The sequence below is a fragment of the Flavobacterium cheonanense genome (assembly GCF_039539185.1).
Classification (GTDB): Bacteria; Bacteroidota; Bacteroidia; order Flavobacteriales; family Flavobacteriaceae; genus Flavobacterium; species Flavobacterium cheonanense.
Genome location: NZ_BAABCT010000001.1, coordinates 629,491 through 653,065, shown reverse-complemented (window position 1 = coordinate 653,065; position 23,575 = coordinate 629,491). Strand labels below are relative to the sequence as shown.

The following is a 23,575-nucleotide window of genomic DNA, read 5'->3' as shown; positions in this document are numbered from 1 at the left end:
ACAACCATAAACAATGAACCAAAAACCATAAACATATTAAAATGAAAGTAACCCAACACATAGAAAACGCCAAAGGAAAACCCTTATTCTCTTTTGAGATTCTTCCACCATTGAAAGGGCAAAATATTCAATTTATTTATGATGGAATTGATCCTTTAATGGAATTTAAACCACCATTTATTGATGTAACCTATCATCGTGAAGAATATGAATTTAAAGAATTACCAAGTGGACTTTTGCAAAAGAAAATTGTAAAAAAACGTCCAGGTACAGTTGGTATTTGTGCCGGAATTCAAAATAAGTATTCAGTTGATGCTATTCCGCATATTTTGTGTGGCGGATTTACCAAAGAAGATACTGAAAATCTTCTAATCGATTTAGATTTTCTCGGAATTGACAATGTGGTTGCACTTCGTGGAGACGCTTTAAAAAACGAAACTTATTTTAAACCTGAAAAAGAAGGTAATGAATATGCAACCGATTTGGTTTTACAAATCAATAATTTAAATAACGGAATTTATTTGGATGAAGATTTGCAAAATTCAGCTTGTACTAATTTTTGTATTGGAGTTGCAGGTTATCCAGAAAAACACATGGAAGCACCAAGTTTAGATAGTGATATTCACTTTTTAAAGCAAAAAATTAAAAATGGAGCCGATTACATAATTACGCAAATGTTTTTTGACAACAAAAAATTCTTTGATTTTGTGGCTAAATGTCGAGCTGCAGGAATTACAGTTCCAATTATTCCAGGTTTGAAACCTATTGCAACCAAGAAGCAGCTGAATTTAATTCCGCATCGTTTTTCTTTAGAATTGCCAGACGATTTGATTATGGCAGTTGTAAAAGCAAAAGACAACGACCATGTAAAACAAATTGGTATTGAATGGTGTATTGCCCAAAGTAAAGAATTAGTTGCGGCAGGAATTCCTGTTTTACACTATTATTCTATGGGAAAAGCAGAAAACATCAAAGCTATTGCTAAGGAGATTTTTTAAAAATAGATAGAATAATCAAGAAATCAACAATTACTCTAAATCAAAAAGATTTAATTCTTTAACTTATTCTGTTATATTTGTGCGAATTAATTTTTTGAAATGAGGAGATTTTACTATCTATTTTTATTGATTTCTTTAGGTTGTTTTTCGCAAAATAATCAAGACACACCTTCTGTAAGCGTAACTTATTTTAGAGGTAATGTTCTTCCGCATACTCCAGATTTAGAACATCTTAAAGGGCATCCAACTGGGGTGATGGTTGACTTTGTAAAACAAACTCATGGCAACAGCGAATGGCATGCAGCTTACAATTATCCAGAGTACGGTGCTTTTTTTCTTTATCAAAATTTTAATAATCCCTACATAGGAAGTAATTATTCAGTTGGAGCTTTATATAACTTTTATTTTTTGAATAGAAATTTAAAGTTGCTTTTGTCACAAGGAGTTGCGCTTACAACTACACCTTATGATAAAGTAGAAAACAGTAAAAATAAAGCTTTTGGTTCTAAGATAATGGCGAATACTAATCTTGGGCTTTTCTACAAAAAAGAAAATATTATTGATAGGTTTGGAATTGAAGCAGGAATTCTTTTCACGCATTATTCAAATGGAAGAACAAAATCTCCTAATAGTGGAATAAATACTTATGGTTTAAATCTAGGAATCAATTACAATCTTGAGGAGTCAAAAACCAATAGTGTTGATTCAACTATGATTAAAAAGACATATAAAGAACCAATAAAATATAATATAGTTTTTAGATCTGGTGTTAATGAAAGTGCTGTTATTGGAAGTGGTCAACATCCGTTTTATCATATAGGTGTTTATGCTGATAAAAGACTAAATAGAAAAAGCGCAATTCAATTTGGTTCTGAAATATTTCTTACTACTAGCTTTAAAGATTTTATTAAATATAAATCTATTGCTTATCCTGACTTAAATTTAGATCCAAATACAGATTACAAAAGAGTTGGAGTTTTTATTGGTCACGAATTGTTTGTTAATAGAATTTCACTCGAAGCTCAAATAGGATATTATGTTTATGATCCATTCAAAAATGAAATACCTATTTATGATAGAGTAGGAATGAAATATTACATCACCAAAAAATTTTTTGCCGGATTTACAATAAAAACCCACCTGTTTCTTGCCGAAGCATTGGAGTTTGGAGTTGGAGTACGTTTATAAAATAACTATAACATGAAGAAAATAATAATTGCAACAGTATTATTTATAACATTAATCTCCTGCGAAAAGCCAAGTGATTGTATAGAATCTGCTGGAAATACTATTACAAAAATTGTAGAAGTAACACCATTCACAAGAGTAGAAGTTTACACTGGTATTGAACTTATCATAACTCAAGGAACGGAATACAAAGTAGAAATTGTTACTGGTGAAAATATAATAGAAAACGTTGAGGTTAAGCAAGAAGGTAGTGTTTTGAAGCTAAAAGAAAATTCGTCTTGCAATTGGGTTAGAGAATACGGACAAACCAAAGTATATATCACGGCGCCTAATATTGAAGATATTTACTCTAAAAGTGATCGAAAAATTTCATCCAATGGTGTACTTACTTATCCTATTTTAAGATTGTATGCACTAGATAAAGATGGTGATGGAAAAGAAGGCGCAGGGACAAGTGATTTTTATATTAATATAAATAATAGCCAGTTAGTTATTGAAAACAATAATGTTGCTAGATATTTTATTTCAGGAAGTACAAACCAAGCATTCTTTAATTTCTATGCTGGAGATGGAAGAATTGAGGCTCCAAATTTAACAGCACAAACTATCAAAGTTTTTCATAGAGGTTCTAATGATATGATTGTAAAACCAATACAAAGTATTGTTGGAAAAATGGTAAGTACAGGAGATATAATTCTAAAAAATAATCCGCCAATTGTCGATGTAGAAGAATTATATCAAGGACAAGTTATTTATAATTAACCTATTTCTTAGCTGTTTTTTCTCTAAAAATCTGTTCTAAATTTTTACTTTTCAAGGTCAATTGAAGTGCACGTAATCCATTTTCTTGAGCAAAGTCAAAAACTGATGAACGCTTGTCTTCTTCAGTTTCAAAAGTTAATTCCCAAACTTTATCGTGTGTATTCTTGAATGATTTTAAATCTGATATTTTTGAAAATAAAGCTTCGTTAATTTCTTTATCAAATTCTACTTCAATAATTTGTTCAACAATATCTGAAACCAATTTATCTAATGTTTTATCTGTAACAATTTTTCCGTTATTAATGATAATTACTCTGTCGCAAATCGCTTCTACTTCTTGCATAATATGTGTAGAAAGAAAAACGGTTTTGTTTTTACCAACGTTTTTAATCACATTTCTAATCTCAACCAACTGATTTGGATCTAATCCAGTTGTTGGTTCGTCCAAAATTAAGACATCTGGATTATGTAATAAAGCGGTTGCCAAACCAACACGTTGACGATAACCTTTAGATAATTGTCCGATTTTTTTATGGCTTTCAGAAGATAAACCAGTCAATTGGATTACTTCTTCAATTCTAGATTTAGCAACTTTGTATACATCAGCATTAAATTCTAAATACTCACGAACATACAAATCCAAATACAACGGATTATGCTCAGGCAAATACCCAACCGATTGCTGAACAGCTTTCTGATTTTCGTTTACATCGTTTCCATTTACTGATGCTTTTCCCTCATCAGAATTGATATAAGTCGTCAAAATTTTCATTAAAGTAGATTTTCCAGCACCATTTGGACCAAGAAAACCAACAATTTCTCCTTTTTTTACCGAAAATGAAACATTGTCTAATGCTTTTTGAGCACCATAACTTTTTGAAATATTTTGAACTTCTATTGACATAATTTGATATTTGAAGCAAATGTAATAAATACTAAAGGAAATCTAAAACCAATAAGGTTAATAACGTTTAAATTAAACTTTTATGATTTTAAACTTCGTGCTAATATTATTTTAAGATATATTCGTGCTAATTTTAGTAATTCGTGGCTAAAACAAATTCACGAAAACGTTTCCGTAACTTTTTTAAATTTTTTGTCAAGGTTTAGGAAAATTTATTACTTTAGCAAAACATAAAAACAACAATGAGCACAATTTTCGCAACATATTATAACAATTTTTCTTATTTCTTCTTTTGGAAGAGACAGGGATTGTTATTGTGTTATGTAAAAAAGTAATTTATATAGAAAACATAAATAGTAATCCCGATGCAAATCGGGATTTTTTTTTGACTATAATTAAATTAAACCATTAAGATATTAAGTTTCATTAAGTGGCTCAAAACTTAACTTTTCTTAATTCCTTAATGGTTCAAAAAACAAAAATGAAAGAAAAAATAGCCATACAAGGAATTAAAGGATCATTTCACCATCAAGTAGCTTTGGAGTATTTTCAAGAGAATGTTGCTATTGATGAATGCTTGTCATTTGAAGCACTTGCGGATAGTTTGATTAACAATCAATCGCAATTAGCTGTAATTGCAATTGAAAATTCTATTGCAGGTTCGATTATTCCAAATTATGCTTTAATTGATAAGAATAATTTTCACATTATTGGAGAATATTATTTAGATATTATTCAGAATTTAATGGTTTTAAACGGACAAAATTTAGAAGAAATTCAAGAAGTTCATTCCCATCCAATGGCATTGTTACAATGTATGGATTTCTTAAAAAAACATCCGAATATTAAATTAGTTGAAGATAAAGATACTGCCGAAACAGCTCGAAGAATTCATCAAAATCAAATAAAAGGAATCGCAGCAATAGGAAGTAAAGTTGCAGCAGAATTATACGATTTAAACATAATCGCACCAGAAATTCAAAAGGTAAACAATAATATGACTCGTTTTTTTATCATTAGTAAAGAAAAAAGTCAAGTAAATAAAGAAGAAATTAATAAAGCATCCATAAAGTTTGAGTTAGACGACACACCAGGAAGTTTGGCAACAGTTTTAAATGTAATGACCAATTGCAAATTAAATCTAACCAAAATCCAATCCATGCCCATAATTGAAACACCTTTTCAATATTCATTCTTTGTAGATGTAGTTTTTGAAAAATACAAACATTATGAAAAAGCGGTTAAAGTTTTAGAAATAATGACCAATAAATTCAAGGTTTTGGGAGAATACAGAAACAAAAAGCAATAGCAATAATCAATTAGTGAAATTTTAAAAAGTATGAATTCGTGAAAATTTGTGCAATTCGTGTTAAAATATGATTACAACAGCAAAAAGACTAGAAACCGTTCAAGAGTACTACTTCTCAAGAAAATTGAAAGAAGTGCGACAACTCATGTCTGAAGGAAAACCAATCATCAATATGGGAATTGGAAGTCCAGATTTGGCGCCACATTCTTCTGTAATTGAAGCCATTCAAAAGGCTATGTTTGATGAAAAAGCACATGAGTATCAAAGCTATCAAGGTTTGCCAGAATTGCGTCAAGGTTTTGCTGATTTTTATAAGAACAATTTCAGCGTAGAATTAAATACAAATACAGAAATTCTGCCATTAATGGGTTCGAAAGAAGGAATTATGCATATTTCATTAGCGTTTTTAAACGAAGGCGACGAAGTTTTAATTCCGAATCCTGGCTATCCAACTTATGCTTCTGTGACCGAATTGGTTCACGCAAAAGCAGTTTATTACGATTTAAAAGCAGTCAACAATTGGCAACCAGATTTTGAAACATTAGAAAAAACCGATTTATCAAAAGTGAAATTGATGTGGGTTTCGTATCCACATATGCCAACTGGTGCAAACGGAACTTTAGAATTGTATCAAAAATTAATTGCTTTTGGAAAAAAGCATAACATTTTAATTGTGAATGACAATCCGTACAGCTTTGTTTTAAACGAAAATCCGTTGTCCATTTTTCAAATTGAAGGTTCTAAAGATATTGCCTTAGAATTAAATTCATTGAGTAAAACATTCAATATGGCTGGTTGGCGTGTCGGAATGGTTTCAGGAAATGCAATTTTAATTGATGCTGTTCTAAAAGTAAAAAGTAACATGGATTCGGGAATGTTTTATGGAATCCAAAAAGGAGCTATTGCAGCTTTAAAATTAGGAAGAGATTGGTTTGAAAGTCAAAATGAAATTTACACCAAAAGAAGAAATTTGATTTTTGAATTAGCAGAAAAAATGATATGTACTTTCGATAAAAACGCTGTAGGAATGTTTGTTTGGGCAAAATTACCAGCCGGAATTCAATCGGAAGAATTCATAGATAATTTATTATACGAAAAACATATTTTTCTAACACCAGGAACCATTTTTGGCAGCAACGGTGATGGATATATTCGATTTTCATTGTGTGTAAAAGAAGAAAATATAGTTGAAGCAATAAAAAGATTTAGTTAATTGTCATTTTGAAAATTCTAATCAAACAATTGGAATTTGGAATTTAAATATTGGAATTTATGAATATTTACATAATCGGAACTGGATTAATCGGCGGTTCAATGGCATTGGACATCAAATCTATTTATGATGATGCCACGATTTTCGGAATTGATGCCAACGAAAAACATCTTGAAGAAGCAATAAATCTCGGAATCATCGACCAAAAAGCAACCGAGAATGATTTAATTAACGCAGATTTAGTAATCGTTGCTGTGCCAGTTGATGTTGCTTTAGTAATTTTGCCAGAGATTTTGAATAAAATTGGAGAACAAACCTTGGTTTTTGATGTTGGTTCAACCAAAAATCCAATTTGTGAAGCAATTGAAAATCATCCAAAAAGAAGAAATTTCATGGCTTGTCATCCAATTGCAGGAACAGAATTTTCAGGACCTAAAGCAGCAATTAAAGGTTTGTATGAAGGCAAAACAAACATCATTTGTGAAGTTGAAAAAACGACTTTCAAATTACAAGAAAAAGCAAAGGATTTGTTCAAAAAACTCGGAATGCGCATTCGATATATGGATCCAAAATCGCATGATAAACATATAGCTTATGTTTCACATTTGTCGCATATAAGTTCGTTCATGCTTGGAAAAACTGTTATTGAAAAAGAAAAAGATGAACAAGATATTTTTGACATGGCTGGTTCCGGATTTGAAAGTACTGTAAGATTAGCCAAAAGTTCGCCAGCTATGTGGACACCAATTTTTAAACAAAATAAAAAACAAGTTATAAAATCGTTAGAAGAATACATTCAGAATTTATCTAATTTCAAGAAATTGTTAGAAGATGATAATTACGAAGAAGTTTATAACGAAATGCAAAACACGAATAGAATTAAAGAAATATTGAAATAGAACATAGAAAAAAGAGAAAATAATATAGACACTTTTAAAGTCTATTTTCTTTATTCTATTCTCTATTTTCTCAAAAAGGAAAAAATGGAAAATAAAAAAGAAATGAGAACGTGGTTAAATAATTTCAATTTACCACATCCACTAGTAATCGCTGGACCTTGTAGCGCAGAGACCGAAGAGCAAGTTTTGAAAATTGCACGTGAATTGAAGGATTCTAAAGTTTCAGTTTATAGAGCTGGAATTTGGAAACCAAGAACGCGTCCAGGTGGATTTGAAGGTGTGGGCGAAATCGGACTAAAATGGTTGCAAAAAGCAAAAGCAGAAACAGGTTTATTAATGGCTACCGAAGTAGCAACTGCTGCTCACGTAAAATTGGCGTTAGAACATGATATTGATGTATTATGGATTGGTGCGCGTACAACAGTAAATCCGTTTGCAGTGCAAGAAATTGCCGATGCTTTACAAAATACTGATAAAATTGTATTGGTAAAAAATCCTGTAAATCCTGATTTGGCTTTGTGGATTGGTGGTGTGGAACGTTTGTACAATGCCAATATCAAGAATCTTGGAGTGATTCACAGAGGATTTTCTACTTATGAAAAAACAAAATATCGTAATAATCCCGAATGGCAAATTGCTATTGATTTTCAGAATAAATTTCCAGATATACCATTGATTATTGATCCATCTCATATTACTGGAAATCGCGACATGATTTTTCAAGTTACGCAAGAAGCATTGGATTTGAATTATGACGGCATGATAATCGAAACACATATTGACCCAGATAACGCATGGAGTGATGCGGCACAACAAGTTACACCAACGCGTTTGAAACAGATAATTTTTGATTTAACCATCAGAAAAGAAACTGATGATGCCGATGATTATCAAACTAGATTAGCAAAAATGAGAAGTAAAATAGATGAATTTGATGCTAAATTATTAGATGTTATCGGAAAAAGAATGAAAGTTGCTGAGGATATTGGAGCTTTAAAAAAAGAAAAAAACGTAGCTGTTTTGCAAAACAAACGTTGGAACGAAATTCTAGAAAAAATGGTAAATGACGGAAGCCAAAAAGGATTAAGTGAAGAATTTATCATTCAGTTTTTCAAAGCCATTCACCAAGAGAGTATTACGCATCAAGAGAAAATATTTAATTCATAATTTAGTTTAGAAGTTTAAGTGGTTAAAGGTTACAAAATCAGTTCATGTAAAATCAAACTTCTAAACTCTTTTTTCTACTTTTGTAACTAATTAAGGTTTATGTTTCAGCAATTGGCTGAAAACTGAAAACTGAAAACTGAAAACTGAAATGACAGGAATCGTTTATAAATCTACAGGAAGTTGGTACACCGTAAAATCTGAACAAGGAGATTTCATGGAATGTCGTATTAAAGGAAAATTCCGAATTAAAGGTATTAAAAGTACCAATCCAATTGCTGTTGGCGATGTAGTAGATTATGAACTTGATGAATCATCAGACACTACAACTGGAGTTATAAACAACATCCATGATAGAAAAAATTATATCGTTAGGAAGTCAGTCAATTTGTCGCATCAAATGCATATTATTGCTTCCAATTTAGATTATGTTTTTCTGTTAATCACTGTAAATAATCCGCCAACAACTTTCAATTTTATTGATAGATTTTTGGTAACAGCCGAAGCTTATGGTATTGAAACGATTTTAGTTTTTAATAAAATTGATACTTTAAAAGACGAAACATTAGACGAACAATTATATATGCAACATGTGTATCAACAAATTGGATACAAATGTTTGCGCGTTTCATCAACAGAAGGAAAAGGAATTGAAGAACTTAAGAATTTAATGATTGGAAAAACCACAATGTTTTCAGGTCATTCGGGCGTTGGCAAATCAACTTTAGTAAATGCATTGGAACCTAGTTTAAATTTAAAAACAAAAACTATTTCAGAGCAAAGTATGCAAGGTCAACATACAACCACTTTTGCTGAAATGTATGATTTATCTTTTGGAGCAAAAATAATTGATACACCAGGAATCAAAGGTTTCGGAATTGTTGATATGGAAAAAGAGGAAATAAGTGGCTATTTTCCAGAATTTTTTAAATTAAAAGATCAATGCAAATTCAATAATTGCTTACACAAAGAAGAACCAAAATGCGCCATCAAAGATGCATTAGAAAAAGATGAAATCTCTTGGACTCGTTATAATAGTTACCTAAAAATATTAGAAGGTGATGATGAACATTATCGAACTGATATTTATAATGACGACCGAATTGCAAGTGATGCAACTAGGAATAAGTAATAATCTATTTATTTTACAAAACTCCAAAAACGCAATAATTATCTAACTGTTAATAACTTAACTTCCTATTTTTGTTTTCAAAAATCAAAAGTTTCATAAAAAGAAAAAAAGTTTTCAAAATGAGGAAAACCGTAAGGAATTCTAAAAGATAACTTTTACCTTTGATGAGTAATTTTTTTTAAAACTTGTTGTATTTAATGAAAACTGTTATTCAAAGAGTCTTACAATCTTTTGTTTCAATTGATTCTAAAGTAGTTGCTAATATCCAAAATGGACTTCTCGTTTTAATCGGAATTGAAGAAGCAGATTCAATTGAAGACATTAATTGGTTAACTTCCAAAATTGCCAATCTTCGCATTTTTAATGACGAAAATGATGTGATGAATTTATCCATTAAGGATATCGATGGTGATGTAATCATTGTTAGTCAATTTACCCTTCATGCCTTAACCAAAAAAGGAAACCGACCATCTTACATAAAAGCCGCAAAACCTGAAATTGCAATTCCAATTTACGAAAATTTCATAGCTCAAATGGAACTAGAAATAGGTAAAAAAGTACAAACAGGACAGTTTGGAGCCGACATGAAAGTAGCACTTATAAACGATGGTCCAGTGACAATAATTATTGATACAAAAAATAAAGAGTAATAATTTTTTTTATATTTGAATAAAAGTAACTGCATGAAATCTCTTATATTTATTTATTTAGTTTTATCCACTTCAATTTCATTTAGTCAATCTGTAAATTATTCGCTACTTCAAATACCTGATAGTTTAAAAGAAAATTCAAATTCTGTAATCTTAAATCAAGAAGTTGAAATAATTATTAATTCTCAAAAATCTTACACAAAAAAAATCTATAAAGTTATTAGAGTTTTTAATGAATTAGGATTGAAAAATATCGATGCTGTTGAGTACTATAATAAATCTTTAAAAATAAAATGGCTTGACGTAACTGTTTATAATTTTTTGGGGAAAGAAATAAAAACATTTAAACAAAAAGACTTCAAAGATACTAGTGTAGCCGATGGATTTTCTGTATTAACAGATAATAGAATGGTTTATTTAGATTATACACCAACAGAATATCCTTTTACTTTAATTTATTATAGTGAAACAGAATCTTCAAATACCGCATTTTTACCAAGATGGTTTGCTGTAGAAAATCCATATGAAAGTGTTTTGAAAAACTCAATTAAAATAACTTATCCTAATGATTTAGGATTTAAATATAAAACACAAAATTTTACTGAAAATATTATTAAAAAAGAATCTACGAGTAGCTTGACATTTCAGGCAGAAAACATAAAAGCATATAGATATGAAGATATGTCGCCTACATTTAATTCTATTTCGCCCATGTTAATATGTGGATTAGAAAAATTTCATTTAGAAGGTTATGATGGAGTTGCAACAAATTGGAAAGATTTTGGTTTATGGATGTATAATAATTTATTGAAAGAAACGGAAGAAATTAATTCAGAAACCATTGAAAAAGTAAGTAAATTAATTGGAACAGAAACAAATCCTGAAACAAAAGCTAAAATAATTTATAAGTATTTACAAGATAAAACAAGATATGTTAGTGTGCAATTAGGTATTGGCGGTTGGAAACCAATGTTAGCTAAAGACGTAGATAGACTAGGTTACGGAGATTGTAAAGCGCTTTCTAATTACACCAGATCTTTATTAAAATATTTTAACATTCCTGCTTATTACACAATAATTTATGCTGGTAATGATAAAAGAAATATTGACTCAGATTTTGTTTCTATGCAAGGGAATCATGCAATTTTAGCTTATCCAATTAATGAAAAGTATAAGTTTTTAGAATGTACAAATCAAACTTCACCTTTTGGATTTGAAGGCGATTTTACAGACGATCGATTTGCTCTTGTAATAAAACCTGATGGTGGAGAAATTGTAAAAACAAATAGCTACAATGAAAAAAATAACAATCAAAAAATAAATGCATCCTACATAATTAAAGAAAATGGCGATATTTCTGCAAATATAACAGCAGTATCTAAAGGGATTTATTATGATAATGCATATCCAATTGAGTTAAAAGAAAAAGATAAAATTATTGAACATTATAAAAATGTATTTAGTGAAATGTTATATTTAAAAATAGATAATTATAAATTTCAAAACAATAAAGATAGACTAGAATTTGTAGAAACAATTAATTGCAATGCAACAAGTTATGCTAAAATTTCAGGAAATAGTTTAATGTTTACTCTTAATGTGTTCAATAAATTTCAAAATGTGCCACAGCGATATAGAGATAGAAAAAATCCTTTTGAAATTCAAAGAGGATTTTTTGATGAAGATGAAATAGAAATTACAATGCCAGAAAACTATATAATAGATGCTAAACCAAATAATGTAATTATTAATGACAAGTTTGGCGAATATAAATTAGAATTAATTGTTTTAAACTCAACAACTCTAAAATACAAAAGAACATTTTTATTGAAAAAAGGAATTTACGATAAGTCAGAATATGAAGCATACAGAAAATTTGCAGAGCAAATAGCAAAAGCTGATGCTTCAAAAATATTAATAACTAAAAAACTATAATTCGCATGAAAAATTATCTAATTATTTTAATTGTTTTTTTATTTCAAATTTCATTTGCTCAAAAAAAATGCGAATTAGGAAAAGTTACTATCGAAGAACTAAATCAAAAAGTTCATGCTGTTGATTCTTCTGCTAGTGCCTCAATTATTTTTAAAAGTGGAGTATCAAAATTAACACTAACTGGTGATAAATGGGTTATTAGAACTACAGTAAAATACAAAATCAAAATTTATAAAAAAGAAGGATTAAAATTCGCAGATTTTTCCGTGCCTTATTATAGTGCAAGTAATAATGAAAATGTATTTTTTTCTAATGCATATACTTATAACTTAGTTGATGGTAAAATTGAAAAAACTAAATTAAAATCTGAAGGAGAATTTAAAGAAAAAATTAATGAAAATTGGTCAAAAAAGAAAATTACATTACCAAATGTTAAGGTTGGATCTATTATAGAATTTTCTTATGATTCAGAGTCTTCTTTAATTTCAACATTTGACGATTGGAGATTTCAAACTACTATACCTACTGATTATGTGGAATATTACACTTACATACCAAAATATTTTAATTATAACACAGTAATTACGGGTTATGAGCAAATAAATAACAAATCAGAAATATTATCATCTGGTTCTTATGAAGAAATAAAATCATCATATTTTAAAGCAGATATTCCAGCAATGAAAGATGAGGAGTATGTTGACAATATAGATAATTATTCTACAATTCTTAAATATGAATTAGCGGCAATTCAATATCCAAATCAACCTTTAGAAAATTTTGCAATGGATTGGGAAGGTGTTGTTAAAAACATTTATTCAAACGATAGATTTGGTAATGAACTAAATAAAAATGGTTATTATGAAGAAGATTTAAAATTGATTTTAAAAGACCTAACTACTCAAGAAGAAAAAATTAACACAATATTCAATTTCGTAAAATCTAAGGTGAAGTGGAATGAATATAGAGGTGTTTATTGTTCAAGTAATGGGGTTAAAGGAGCATATAAAGATGGTGTTGGGAATGTTGCTGAAATTAATCTTATGTTAACTTCTATGTTGAGGTTTGCACAAATCGAGGCTAACCCGATTTTAGTGAGTACTAGACAAAACGGCGTTACAGTTTTTCCAAGTAGAACTTCTTATGATTATGTAATTTGCGGTATTGAAATTGCAAATGAAGTAATTCTTCTTGATGCAACTGATAAAAATTCAGTTTCTGGACAATTACCTACAAGAGCAATAAATTGGACAGGTAGAATAATTAGAAAAAATGAATCTTCAGCAGAAATAAGTTTATTTCCTAAGAAAATTTCAAATTTATATACAAACATTATGGTGACCATTGCTGAAGATGGATCAGTTGAGGGTTCAGTTAGAGAGCAACATTTTGATTATAATGCATTTCGTTTTAGAACAAAATATGGTGATTTATCAAAAGAAAGTTATTTGGAAGGATTAGAAAAGAGAAGGGAAAATATTGAAATTAATGATTATGAAATACTTAATAAAAAAGAGTTAGATAAACCTGTGGTAGAAAATTATTCTTTTAAAAGCACAAATAGTGTTGAAATAATTGGTGATAAATTAATTTTTTCTCCCTTATTATTTTTTGTAACTAATGAAAATCCATTTAAACAAGAAAATAGAAAATACCCTATAGACTTTATATATCCTAAACAATTAAAATATATCGTAAATATATCAACTCCAGAAGGTTATGTTTTTGAGTCAATTCCAAATTCAGTTTCAATTCCAATGACAGATAAAGTAATAGATGTTAAATACTTAATTAGTGGTGCTGATAATCGAGTTCAATTAATTTATTCAATAAATATAAATGAATCAATGATTTCTGCAGAATATTACGAAGAATTAAAAGCTATTTTTGATGAAATTATTAAAAAAGAAAATGAAAAAATAATCATGAAAAAAGCTTAACCATGAACCTAAAAAACTCCCAACTAGAAGTCGACAACTGGATTAAAAACCATGGAGTTCGCTATTTTAATGAACTAACTAATATGGCACAACTTACCGAAGAAGTTGGTGAAGTAGCACGTATTATTGCACGTCGCTACGGAGAACAATCCGAAAAGGAAAGTGATAAAAACAAAGACTTAGGCGAAGAACTTGCCGATGTGGTTTTCGTAGTCTTATGTCTTGCCAACCAAACAGGAATAGACCTTCAAGCCGCTTTTGATAAAAAAATGGATTTAAAAACCAATCGCGATCACGATAGACATCATAATAATGATAAATTGAGATAGTATTAAGATATTTTTATTTGTGAATTTAAAACTTCAAAAATCTCGAATTTCAAATTTCGAATTTCAAATTCAAATCACTGGTTCCAAATCGGAAACCAACAGGTTATTATTGCTGCAAGCTTTGTATCCAAATATTTCATTAGAAAACACCTCAAATTCCGATGATTCTGAAGTTATGGTTGAAGCACTTCTTAAATCAAAAATCAAAAATCAAAAATCGTTAATCATAGATGTGCATCACGCTGGAACAGCCATGCGTTTTCTTACAGCTTTTTTTGCTATTCAAGAAGGTAAAGAAGTAGTTTTAACTGGTTCTTCGAGAATGAAAGAACGTCCAATTAAGATTTTGGTTGAAGCACTTAAACAACTTGGAGCAGAAATAACTTATGAAGAGAATGAGGGATTTCCTCCAATAAAAATTCAAGGAAAAAAATTAACGAAAAGTAAAGTTTCACTTCCAGCAAATGTTAGTAGTCAATACATTTCAGCATTATTACTAATCGCTCCGAAATTAGAAAATGGATTGGAATTGATCTTAGAAGGAGAAATTACATCTATTCCATACATCAAAATGACTTTAGCATTGCTAAATGAAATCGGCGCAACAACTTCATTTGTAGAAAATAAAATAATTGTAAAACCGCTGCAATCCGCAATCTGCAATCTGCAATCTGTTGAATCCGATTGGTCATCAGCCTCCTATTGGTATTCTATTGTCGCACTTTCAGAAATTGGAACACAAATTACACTTTCAAGTTACAAGCAAAATAGTTTGCAAGGCGATTCGGTATTATCGAAGATATACAAAGACTTCGGAGTTGAAACCATTTTCAATAAAAATAAATCAATTACAATTTTAAAGTCTGCAATCTGCAATCTGCAATCTTTAATTTGTAATTTAAACAACTCTCCAGACATCGCACAAACCATTGCAGTAACTTGTTTTGGATTAGGAATTGGCTGCAATCTAACAGGCTTGCACACACTAAAAATTAAAGAAACCGATAGATTAGAAGCGTTAAAAACAGAACTTTCTAAGTTAGGAGCAAACATTTCTGTGACAGATGATTCTCTAATAATCCAACAATCTAACACTCTAAATTCTAATATAGCAATTGCAACCTATCAAGATCATAGAATGGCAATGGCATTCGCACCTTTAGCCTTAAAAACATCATTGATTATTCAAGATGCTGAAGTCGTTTCTAAATCTTATCCAACTTTTTGGGACGATTTAAAAAGTATAGGTTTTCAATTAGAAGAAGTGTAATTAACGTTTTACAATTTGAATTCGTTCCATAATTAAATTACTTTTTTCTGAAGAAATTGGAATAGAATTGCCGTTTTTCATATCCAACCAGCCACCATCCGATTTATTGAACGAAACAACTTCATCAAAATTGACAATGTAAGATTTATGAGTTCTTAAAAAACGTTTATCTTTTAATAATATCTCTTCAAAATTTTTCAAGTTCCGACTTACCATATGCTTGATTTTACTTTGCATATAAATCTCTGAGTAAGAACCTTCACCTTTAATATAAACAATGTCTGAAATATTTATAAGTATTAAAGTATTTCCTGATGGAACAGCAATTTTTTCAAAGAATTCGTTTTGAATATTTTCTGCTAATGCTTTAAATTGAAGTGATTTTTGACGTTCCATTCTTGAAATCGCATTTATTAATTCTTCAGGAATGATAGGTTTTAAAAGATAATCTAAAGCTGATAGTTTAAATGCTTGTATAGCATATTCATTGTAAGCAGTTGTAAAAATTATAGAAAAATTGATTTCTTTTTCATCAAAAAAATCTACCAATTCCAATCCACTATGTCCGGGCATTTCAATATCAAGAAGTACTAAATCTGGATTAAATTTTCGAATAGCTTTTATTCCTTCAGGTAAATTTTCGCATTCAGCAACAAGTTCAACTTCTGGACAATATTCTTGTAGAAGTAGTGAAAGCGACACACGAGCTCTTTTTTCATCATCAATTATAATAGCCTTCATAATATATTAATTTATTGGAATTTCAATAACAACTGTTGTTCCTTGTGATTGTTTACTTTGGTTCATCTTATCAATGAAATCAATTGTTATTTTGTTTTTATTATTCTTGTTTAATAGGTCAATTCTGTTTTGCATGGCGTTTGTTGCAAACGAATTATGATTTTTATTTTTTATGGCATTTAATTCGGTACTTTTTTGTCTTCCAATACCATTGTCATCGATTTCAATTCTTATTTTATCGCCATTTTTAGAAAAAGTAATTAATAGTTTTTTCAAACCATTTTTGTGAAGTAATCCGTGTTTAACAGCATTTTCTATATAAGGTTGCAACAACATAGAAGGAATTTTGTGCTCTAAATCGGAAATATTTTCGGTATTAATTTCGTATTCAAAATCCTTATCAAATCTTGCTTTTTCAATATCTAGATACAAACTCATTGTAAAAATTTCTTCATTTATAGAAATAAATTCTTTTTCAGTCATTTCTAAGATATTTCTGGTAAGAGAAGAAAACTTTGACAAATAATTAACCGCTTGCTTTTTATCATTTGCTAAAATATAGGATTGAATCGTGTTTAAAGCATTGTAAAAGAAATGCGGATTCATCTGAGACTTTATGGCTTTTAATGTCGACAAGTTAAGGTTTTTTTCTAGCTCGTTTTTTTGTAATAAGATTTCATTTTGTTTCTCAATTTTTCTAATCTGATACTTATAAAAAGTAAAGAAAAGTAATAACAATAGAAGACTTGATATGAAAATAAAGAAATAACTCAACCAAAAGGGTTTTTTAATTTCAAACTTTATTTGCTGAAAATCAATTTTTTGGTTATTGTAATTTAAAGCTAATAGAATTGTATAATTTCCAGATGATAAGGCAGAAAGTTTTAAGTTTTTGGTAGCTGCATCAAGTATTTTCCAATCAGAATCATTTATTTTGTAAAATACAGAATAACTTTCGTTAGGAATAAATGAAAGTGTTGAAAAGTTAATACTAATATCATTTTCATCGGGTTGCAATAATAAAAACTTATTAACTTCTCTGTGCTTTCCATTAACTTGAAATTCATTTATGAATAATTTAGGTTTTGGATAATTGCCAATTTCTTTTCTGTTTTTAATTACAATTCCTTTAGAAGTAGCAAAAAAAAGTTTGTTGTTTTTTAAAATTATATCTGTGGCTTCAATGTCACTACTTAAAGACAAAACCTTTTGAACTTCACCCGAGATAAAATTAAATTCATAAACGCTATGAGAAGTAAATAAATAGCAATATTGATTACAAATAAAAAATTTATTGAAATTCTCGTTAGATAAAAAATAGGGTAATTTTAATGATGAAACTTCATTAGATGAATTTATGACATACATTTTTTCAGAAGTTGAAAGCCCATATAGTTGGTCTTTATATTTTTGAATTTTAATTAAATGTAATGTTTTGTTTTTGTATTTTATTTCTTCGTTTTTTCCATCATTTGTAACAGCTATTAATCCGTTATTTGTAGCGTAATAAATTGTTTTATTTACAGCATTATACTCTGTTGATTTTCCATTAACTCTTTTTATTAACATGGATTGTCCAAAACCAGAAGATTCTTTAGATTTATTTTTATTATAAATAATGTCCCAATCACTTTTTAAATTTTCATCAATATAAAAGAGTCCAGAAATTCCGCTAGCTGCAAATGAAAAATATTTATGATCTACTTTTTTAACATCTTTAATAGCGACAGCATAGTCACTTATTATTTTGTTATTCTTTAAAATATTGAATTTAAAAGAAGTAAAAAAAAGATTATTTGTTATGGTGTCAGCAAAAATTTGACCTGTAGCATGATTGTTTTCCGTTTCAAAAACTTTTTCTGTTACAAGTTTTTTTAAATTCAATTTGTAAACTAAATCTTTCTCAGCTCCAATATAAATTTCGTTTTTACCAAGAGATAATGTTAACGGTCTTGGTTGTATGTCAATGTAATTATTTTCGAAATCTTCAATAAATAAAATTCCTTTATTTAATGTTGAAATCCAATAATTTTTGTGATTATCTCTAAAAAGGTAAGAGATATTTTGGTCTGCAAAATAGCTTATAGTTTCTTTAGAGTCTAAATCATTTTTGATAATTCCATTGGTAGTGCAAATCCAAATAGTGTTATTTACAATGGAAGTATTTTGATTAAAATTTGTAGTAGTATTGAGTGCGTTTCTTGTAAATTCGCCATCCTTAAAACTATAATAAATATTGTTTGATTTTGAATTTATAATTAATTTATGGTCCCAATAGTTCATAATAGAACCATTAATTTCGTCATAAAATTTATTTGGCAATGGATGTTTTGTATATGTTTTCGAATCATTGAATTCATACAAAGAAGCACCTAGAACATAAAATTTTTCTGGACTAGCATAAGAGAAACTTATTTGATTATCTGAAATTTTGATTTTTGATTTTACTTTTAAAGTTCTCAAATCATATATTAAAACCATGTTAGGTTGTAATAAAAACAATTCATCTTTGATTATTCCAAATCTAAAGTATCCTAGAGAAGTTGGCTGTTTCAATGATTTCAATACGTTTTTTTCTACATAATACAAATAGCCATCAAAATTGGAATACCAAATTCTACCGAAACCATCTTCTACTAGACATGAACCTGATTTAGAGGTTTGTTCATCAGAAGAAAATGTTTTAAAAGTAGAACCGTCATAACGACAAATTCCTTTTCCAGTTGCAAACCACATAAATCCTTTACTGTCTTGCAAGATATCGTAAACACTATTAGAAGGTAAACCAGAAGTTTTATCTATAGAAACATAAAACGGATTTTGACAAAAGCCAAGATTCGTGAATAAAAGAATAAATAAGAAAGCAAAAATTTTCAAACGCTTTTGATTTTAAACAAATGTAGAAAAAAGAGAAACAGTATTCATAATGAAGTTTACCAAAGTGGGTTTTCAATTCATAAAAAGAATATTCATTTAAATATAAGATAATTCTAATTTTTGTAAACTCATAACGGCATTTTATAAACTAAGTAATTGTTTGGCTTTGTACTAAGCTACTTTTGAATAAACTTTAAAAGTTAAAGTATAAATAAAATTACCTTTACCAAAGGAGCATTAATTTTAAAGGCTTCAAAAGATATACATAGAAAAGTTCAACTGTTAAGTATGATTTAAAGATAAGTAGTTTTTTAGTTTTTTTGCTTGGCGTTGTCGAGTAAAATGGGAGATTTATAAAATAAACCCCTTTTTACTTGACAACGCCTATTTCACAATCGTATATTTGCACGCGTTGTAAGTATTTAAAATCTTAATACTTAATACAAATATCTTAATACTCAATTATGAAATTATCACATTTTAATTTTAATCTTCCTACAGAATTACTTGCTGAATATCCAGCAGAAAACCGTGACGAATCTCGTTTAATGGTTATCGACAGAAAAAAAGGAACTATCGAGCACAAAATGTTCAAAGACGTTATCGATTATTTCGGTGATGGCGACGTAATGATTCTTAACAACACCAAAGTTTTTCCTGCACGTATGTATGGAAACAAAGAAAAAACAGGTGCAAGAATTGAAGTTTTCTTACTAAGAGAACTAAATGCAGAGCAACGCCTTTGGGATGTTTTAGTTGATCCTGCTCGTAAAATCAGAATTGGAAACAAATTATATTTTGGTGATGACGATTCATTAGTAGCTGAAGTTATCGACAACACAACATCTCGTGGAAGAACGTTACGTTTCCTTTACGATGGTTCTTACGAAGAATTCAGAAATAAATTAACAGAACTTGGTGAAACTCCAATCCCAAAATACATCAATCGTGAAGTAACAGAAGAAGATGCAGAACGTTACCAAACAATTTATGCAAAAGAAGAAGGTGCAGTAGCAGCTCCAACCGCAGGTTTACACTTCTCAAAACATCTTTTGAAAAGATTAGAAATCAAAGGAGTTGACTTTGCGGAAGTAACACTTCACGTAGGTTTAGGAACTTTTAATCCAGTTGAGGTTGAAGATTTATCTAAACACAAAATGGATTCTGAAGAACTAAAAATCACTCAAAAAGCTTGCGATATTGTTAACAATGCTAAAGCTAAAAAGAAAAAAGTATGTGTTGTTGGAACAACTTCAATGCGCGCTGTTGAAAGTTCAGTTTCATCACAAAGAACATTAAATCCTTTTGATGGTTGGACTAACAAATTCATTTTTCCACCATACGATTTTAGTATCGCAGACGCAATGATTACCAATTTTCACACACCAAAATCAACATTATTAATGATGATTTCAGCGTTCTGTGGACACGATTTAATGAAAAAAGCATACGAAGAAGCAATCAAAGAAGGATACAAATTCTATTCTTATGGCGATGCCATGTTAATATTGTAATCAAGTATTTCAATAATTTAAAATCTCATCAGTTATGGTGAGATTTTTTTTACCCACAATTTTGTCATTCCGTAGGAATCTAATTAAGAGCGAATCACTAGGAATTATTACAAACCATTTTCCTGCTACTGAAACTCGCTTTTTTCTAATGTTGCTTGAGGTTATACATTGAGCTTGTCGAAATGCTCTCGAAGGCAACATTAGAAAAAGAGCTCAAACAATTTCAGCATCAGGGCTAGTTGGCAATTGTCTTACATAAAATCAACTTTCACAACACAAACTTTTAAACGACTAAACTTTTAAACTTTTAAACTTTTATCTACATTTACACCACAAACAAATTTCACAATGACATTTCAAAATAATCTTCAATTCGCTCAACAATTAGACGCACAAGACGAATTAAAAAAATACAGACAAGAATTCATCTTTCCTCAACATGATGGTAAGGATGTAATCTACTTCACAGGAAATTCATTGGGTTTACAACCAAAATCTGCTAAAACCTATGTTGATGAAGTAATGAACGATTGGGCAAATCTAGCTGTCGAAGGTCATTTCTATGCAGATAAACCTTGGTGGGATTACCACGAGCGTTTTGCTGAACCATTAAGCAAAATAGTAGGAGCAAAACCTTCAGAAGTTTCAGTAATGAACACGTTAACTATCAATCTACACTTATTGATGGTTTCGTTTTATCGTCCAACTAAGTCGCGTTACAAAATCATTTGCGAAGAAAAAGCATTTCCGTCAGACCAATATATGTTTCAATCGCAAGTCAATCATCACGGTTACAAACCAGAAGATGCTATTGTTGAAATTAAAAGGAGAGAAGGTGAACATAATATTCGTTTAGAAGACATTTTAGCTAAAATTGAAGAAGTTGGTGATGAATTAGCATTAGTTTTATTTGGTGGCGTGAATTACTATACTGGACAAGTTTTCGACATGAAAACCATCACCGAAGCCGGACACAAAGTAGGAGCAAACGTTGGTTTCGACCTTGCGCACGCAGCCGGAAATATAAAATTAGAATTACACAATTGGAATGTAGATTTCGCTGCATGGTGTTCATATAAATACATGAATTCCGGACCAGGAAATGCGTCAGGCGTTTTTGTTCACGAAAAGCACCATCATTCTAACTTACCAAGATTAGCTGGTTGGTGGGGACACAACAAAGAAAGACGTTTCAAAATGGAACCAACTTTCGATCCAGTTCATGGTGCTGACGGATGGCAAGTTTCTAATTTACCAATTTTATCACTAGCTCCATATTTAGCATCTGTTGAGATGTTTGCTGAAGTTGGAATGGAAAAACTAATTGCAAAAAGAAATCAAATCACAGCTTATTTAGAATTCATTCTTCACGAAATAGACAAAGAAGTTGACAGCACATTTGAAGTAATTACTCCATCAAATCAAGAAGAAAGAGCTTGTCAATTATCTGTTTTTCTTCACGGAGAAGGAAGAAGTTTATTTGATTATTTAATGAGTAACGGAGTCATTACCGATTGGCGCGAACCAAATGTAATTCGTCTTGCACCAGTTCCGTTATATACTTCGTATGAAGATATGTACAACTTTGGACAGATTTTAAAACAAGGAATACTTTCAATTCATTCAAAATAAAATGACTAAACAAGAAATAATAAACACCTTCGATCCGTCACAACCAGGATTAGCCGATGCAACTATTTTCGGATTACCATTTTCATCAGAACAATCAGAAATCATTATAATTCCAGTGCCTTGGGAAGTAACTGTAAGTTATGGAGCTGGAGCTTCAGAAGGTCCAGAAGCTGTTTTGGATGCTTCTTTTCAAGTGGATTTGAATCATCAAGATTTTCCAGAATTATGGAAACTCGGAATGTATTACGCAGAAATTTCAGACTCATGGAAAACCAATTCTGATAAATACAAAGCATTAGCTCAACCCATTATAGAAGCTTTAGAAGACGGTCAAGATGTGTCTGAAATTCCTGCATTGAAATCCGATTTAGATAAAATAAATATTGTTTGTAGAGATTTGCATACCGAAGTTAGAGAAACTGTTTTGTATTGGATGAATCAAGGTAAAAAAGTAGTTCTTCTTGGTGGTGATCATTCAACGCCACTTGGTTATTACGAAGCTTTGGCAACAAAACATGATAATTTCGGAATTTTACACCTTGATGCGCACATGGATTTACGTATTGCCTACGAAGGTTTTACTTATTCGCACGCATCAATTATGTATAATGCTTTGCAAATCCCACAGATTTCTAAAATCGTTCAAGTTGGAATTCGCGATTTCTGCGAACAAGAAGTTGACGTTGTAAAATCAGAAAACGGAAGAGTTTTAGTTCACACAGATTCCGATTTGAAAAAAGAAACTTTTGAAGGAATGACTTGGGCACAACAATGCGATGTCATCATAGCTTCACTACCACAAAAAGTTTGCATCTCCTTTGATATTGATGGAATGTATCCTTGGTATTGCCCAAACACAGGAACTCCAGTTCCAGGTGGATTTTCATTTGAACAAGCTACCTATTTATTCAACAAATTGGCTGAAAGCGGCAAAGAAATTATAGGATTTGATTTGGTAGAAGTTGCACCAGGCGAAAATGATGACTGGGATGGAAATGTAGGTGCAAGAATGTTGTTTCACATGTGTGGCGTTCTTGCAAAAAATAATGGATTGAATGTTGGGACAAAAATAGAGTTTCCAAGAAAGTAATTTTTAGGAAACGTTAAATTAAACACCT

Annotated in this window: 19 protein-coding genes; 16 read left to right on the top strand and 3 right to left on the bottom strand. The window is 29.9% G+C overall.

Annotation, left to right across the window (positions count from 1 at the left end):
• Positions 1–41: 41 nt before the first annotated feature.
• The 3 genes from metF to ABD766_RS03005 all read left to right on the top strand — a co-directional run bounded on the left by metF (position 42) and on the right by ABD766_RS03005 (position 2,948).
• The gene (metF, locus tag ABD766_RS03015) at positions 42–998 is read left to right on the top strand and encodes a methylenetetrahydrofolate reductase [NAD(P)H] (RefSeq protein WP_298303687.1); all 957 of its coding nucleotides are present in this window, start codon (positions 42–44) and stop codon (positions 996–998) included.
• A gap of 99 nt (positions 999–1,097) precedes the next feature.
• Positions 1,098–2,186 carry an acyloxyacyl hydrolase gene (locus ABD766_RS03010; protein ID WP_344815309.1) on the top strand — a complete coding sequence of 363 codons (1,089 nt, stop codon included), beginning with the start codon at positions 1,098–1,100 and terminating at the stop codon, positions 2,184–2,186.
• 12 nt (positions 2,187–2,198) lie between these two features.
• Complete coding sequence (locus tag ABD766_RS03005) at positions 2,199–2,948, top strand: head GIN domain-containing protein (protein WP_344815308.1); 750 nt, start codon at positions 2,199–2,201, stop codon at positions 2,946–2,948.
• A 1-nt stretch (position 2,949) separates the two neighbouring features.
• Here ABD766_RS03005 and gldA read toward each other — a convergent pair whose 3' ends face one another.
• Positions 2,950–3,852: a gliding motility-associated ABC transporter ATP-binding subunit GldA gene (gene gldA / locus ABD766_RS03000; protein WP_344815307.1), complete on the bottom strand. Its 903-nt coding sequence runs from the start codon at positions 3,850–3,852 to the stop codon at positions 2,950–2,952.
• Positions 3,853–4,333: 481 nt separating this feature from the next.
• Between gldA and ABD766_RS02995 the strand changes: the two genes are divergently transcribed.
• The 10 genes from ABD766_RS02995 (at position 4,334) to aroA (ending at position 15,693) form a co-directional block, all read left to right on the top strand.
• Complete coding sequence (locus ABD766_RS02995; RefSeq protein WP_344815306.1) at positions 4,334–5,161, top strand: prephenate dehydratase; 828 nt, start codon at positions 4,334–4,336, stop codon at positions 5,159–5,161.
• Between the two features lie 67 nt (positions 5,162–5,228).
• On the top strand, positions 5,229–6,374 hold the full coding sequence (locus tag ABD766_RS02990) for a pyridoxal phosphate-dependent aminotransferase (protein WP_344815304.1): 1,146 nt from the start codon (positions 5,229–5,231) through the stop codon (positions 6,372–6,374).
• A 59-nt stretch (positions 6,375–6,433) separates the two neighbouring features.
• A complete protein-coding gene (locus ABD766_RS02985; RefSeq protein ID WP_344815303.1) occupies positions 6,434–7,273 on the top strand; it encodes a prephenate dehydrogenase in 840 nt (279 codons plus the stop codon).
• A gap of 84 nt (positions 7,274–7,357) precedes the next feature.
• Entirely contained in the window at positions 7,358–8,440 is a 1,083-nt protein-coding gene (locus ABD766_RS02980; protein ID WP_344815302.1) for a chorismate mutase, read from the top strand.
• Positions 8,441–8,588: 148 nt separating this feature from the next.
• A complete protein-coding gene (gene rsgA, locus ABD766_RS02975; RefSeq protein WP_344815301.1) occupies positions 8,589–9,569 on the top strand; it encodes a ribosome small subunit-dependent GTPase A in 981 nt (326 codons plus the stop codon).
• Positions 9,570–9,766: 197 nt separating this feature from the next.
• Complete coding sequence (gene dtd / locus ABD766_RS02970) at positions 9,767–10,219, top strand: D-aminoacyl-tRNA deacylase (RefSeq protein WP_344815300.1); 453 nt, start codon at positions 9,767–9,769, stop codon at positions 10,217–10,219.
• 33 nt (positions 10,220–10,252) lie between these two features.
• Complete coding sequence (locus ABD766_RS02965) at positions 10,253–12,154, top strand: DUF3857 domain-containing protein (RefSeq protein ID WP_344815299.1); 1,902 nt, start codon at positions 10,253–10,255, stop codon at positions 12,152–12,154.
• A 5-nt stretch (positions 12,155–12,159) separates the two neighbouring features.
• Positions 12,160–14,094 (top strand): DUF3857 domain-containing protein, encoded by a 1,935-nt coding sequence (locus tag ABD766_RS02960; RefSeq protein ID WP_344815298.1) that lies wholly within the window; start codon positions 12,160–12,162, stop codon positions 14,092–14,094.
• A 2-nt stretch (positions 14,095–14,096) separates the two neighbouring features.
• Positions 14,097–14,423, top strand: a complete 327-nt coding sequence (locus ABD766_RS02955; RefSeq protein WP_344815297.1) for a nucleotide pyrophosphohydrolase — start codon at positions 14,097–14,099, stop codon at positions 14,421–14,423.
• A gap of 19 nt (positions 14,424–14,442) precedes the next feature.
• Positions 14,443–15,693 (top strand): 3-phosphoshikimate 1-carboxyvinyltransferase, encoded by a 1,251-nt coding sequence (gene aroA / locus ABD766_RS02950; protein WP_344815296.1) that lies wholly within the window; start codon positions 14,443–14,445, stop codon positions 15,691–15,693.
• On the opposite strand, the gene ABD766_RS02945 is transcribed toward aroA, so the two are convergent.
• Together ABD766_RS02945 and ABD766_RS02940 are read right to left on the bottom strand one after the other, a co-directional pair.
• A complete protein-coding gene (locus tag ABD766_RS02945; protein WP_344815295.1) occupies positions 15,694–16,434 on the bottom strand; it encodes a LytR/AlgR family response regulator transcription factor in 741 nt (246 codons plus the stop codon).
• A gap of 6 nt (positions 16,435–16,440) precedes the next feature.
• Positions 16,441–19,311 carry a sensor histidine kinase gene (locus ABD766_RS02940; RefSeq protein ID WP_344815294.1) on the bottom strand — a complete coding sequence of 957 codons (2,871 nt, stop codon included), beginning with the start codon at positions 19,309–19,311 and terminating at the stop codon, positions 16,441–16,443.
• A gap of 464 nt (positions 19,312–19,775) precedes the next feature.
• Between ABD766_RS02940 and queA the strand changes: the two genes are divergently transcribed.
• From queA to ABD766_RS02925, 3 genes are all read left to right on the top strand, one after another.
• Positions 19,776–20,825 carry a tRNA preQ1(34) S-adenosylmethionine ribosyltransferase-isomerase QueA gene (queA, locus tag ABD766_RS02935; RefSeq protein WP_344815293.1) on the top strand — a complete coding sequence of 350 codons (1,050 nt, stop codon included), beginning with the start codon at positions 19,776–19,778 and terminating at the stop codon, positions 20,823–20,825.
• A 348-nt stretch (positions 20,826–21,173) separates the two neighbouring features.
• Positions 21,174–22,457 carry a kynureninase gene (kynU, locus tag ABD766_RS02930; protein WP_344815292.1) on the top strand — a complete coding sequence of 428 codons (1,284 nt, stop codon included), beginning with the start codon at positions 21,174–21,176 and terminating at the stop codon, positions 22,455–22,457.
• A 1-nt stretch (position 22,458) separates the two neighbouring features.
• Positions 22,459–23,547, top strand: a complete 1,089-nt coding sequence (locus tag ABD766_RS02925; protein WP_344815291.1) for an agmatinase family protein — start codon at positions 22,459–22,461, stop codon at positions 23,545–23,547.
• Positions 23,548–23,575 lie beyond the last annotated feature (28 nt).

Coding starts and splice junctions, on each gene's coding strand:
- ABD766_RS02955 (WP_344815297.1), top strand. CDS start 14,097: ATGAACCTAAAAAACTCCCAACTAGAAGTCGACAACTGGATTAAAAAC.
- queA (WP_344815293.1), top strand. CDS start 19,776: ATGAAATTATCACATTTTAATTTTAATCTTCCTACAGAATTACTTGCT.
- ABD766_RS03010 (WP_344815309.1), top strand. CDS start 1,098: ATGAGGAGATTTTACTATCTATTTTTATTGATTTCTTTAGGTTGTTTT.
- ABD766_RS02945 (WP_344815295.1), bottom strand. CDS start 16,434: ATGAAGGCTATTATAATTGATGATGAAAAAAGAGCTCGTGTGTCGCTT.
- ABD766_RS02980 (WP_344815302.1), top strand. CDS start 7,358: ATGGAAAATAAAAAAGAAATGAGAACGTGGTTAAATAATTTCAATTTA.
- ABD766_RS02995 (WP_344815306.1), top strand. CDS start 4,334: ATGAAAGAAAAAATAGCCATACAAGGAATTAAAGGATCATTTCACCAT.
- ABD766_RS03005 (WP_344815308.1), top strand. CDS start 2,199: ATGAAGAAAATAATAATTGCAACAGTATTATTTATAACATTAATCTCC.
- kynU (WP_344815292.1), top strand. CDS start 21,174: ATGACATTTCAAAATAATCTTCAATTCGCTCAACAATTAGACGCACAA.
- metF (WP_298303687.1), top strand. CDS start 42: ATGAAAGTAACCCAACACATAGAAAACGCCAAAGGAAAACCCTTATTC.
- ABD766_RS02990 (WP_344815304.1), top strand. CDS start 5,229: ATGATTACAACAGCAAAAAGACTAGAAACCGTTCAAGAGTACTACTTC.
- ABD766_RS02960 (WP_344815298.1), top strand. CDS start 12,160: ATGAAAAATTATCTAATTATTTTAATTGTTTTTTTATTTCAAATTTCA.
- ABD766_RS02965 (WP_344815299.1), top strand. CDS start 10,253: ATGAAATCTCTTATATTTATTTATTTAGTTTTATCCACTTCAATTTCA.
- rsgA (WP_344815301.1), top strand. CDS start 8,589: ATGACAGGAATCGTTTATAAATCTACAGGAAGTTGGTACACCGTAAAA.
- ABD766_RS02985 (WP_344815303.1), top strand. CDS start 6,434: ATGAATATTTACATAATCGGAACTGGATTAATCGGCGGTTCAATGGCA.
- ABD766_RS02925 (WP_344815291.1), top strand. CDS start 22,459: ATGACTAAACAAGAAATAATAAACACCTTCGATCCGTCACAACCAGGA.
- gldA (WP_344815307.1), bottom strand. CDS start 3,852: ATGTCAATAGAAGTTCAAAATATTTCAAAAAGTTATGGTGCTCAAAAA.
- dtd (WP_344815300.1), top strand. CDS start 9,767: ATGAAAACTGTTATTCAAAGAGTCTTACAATCTTTTGTTTCAATTGAT.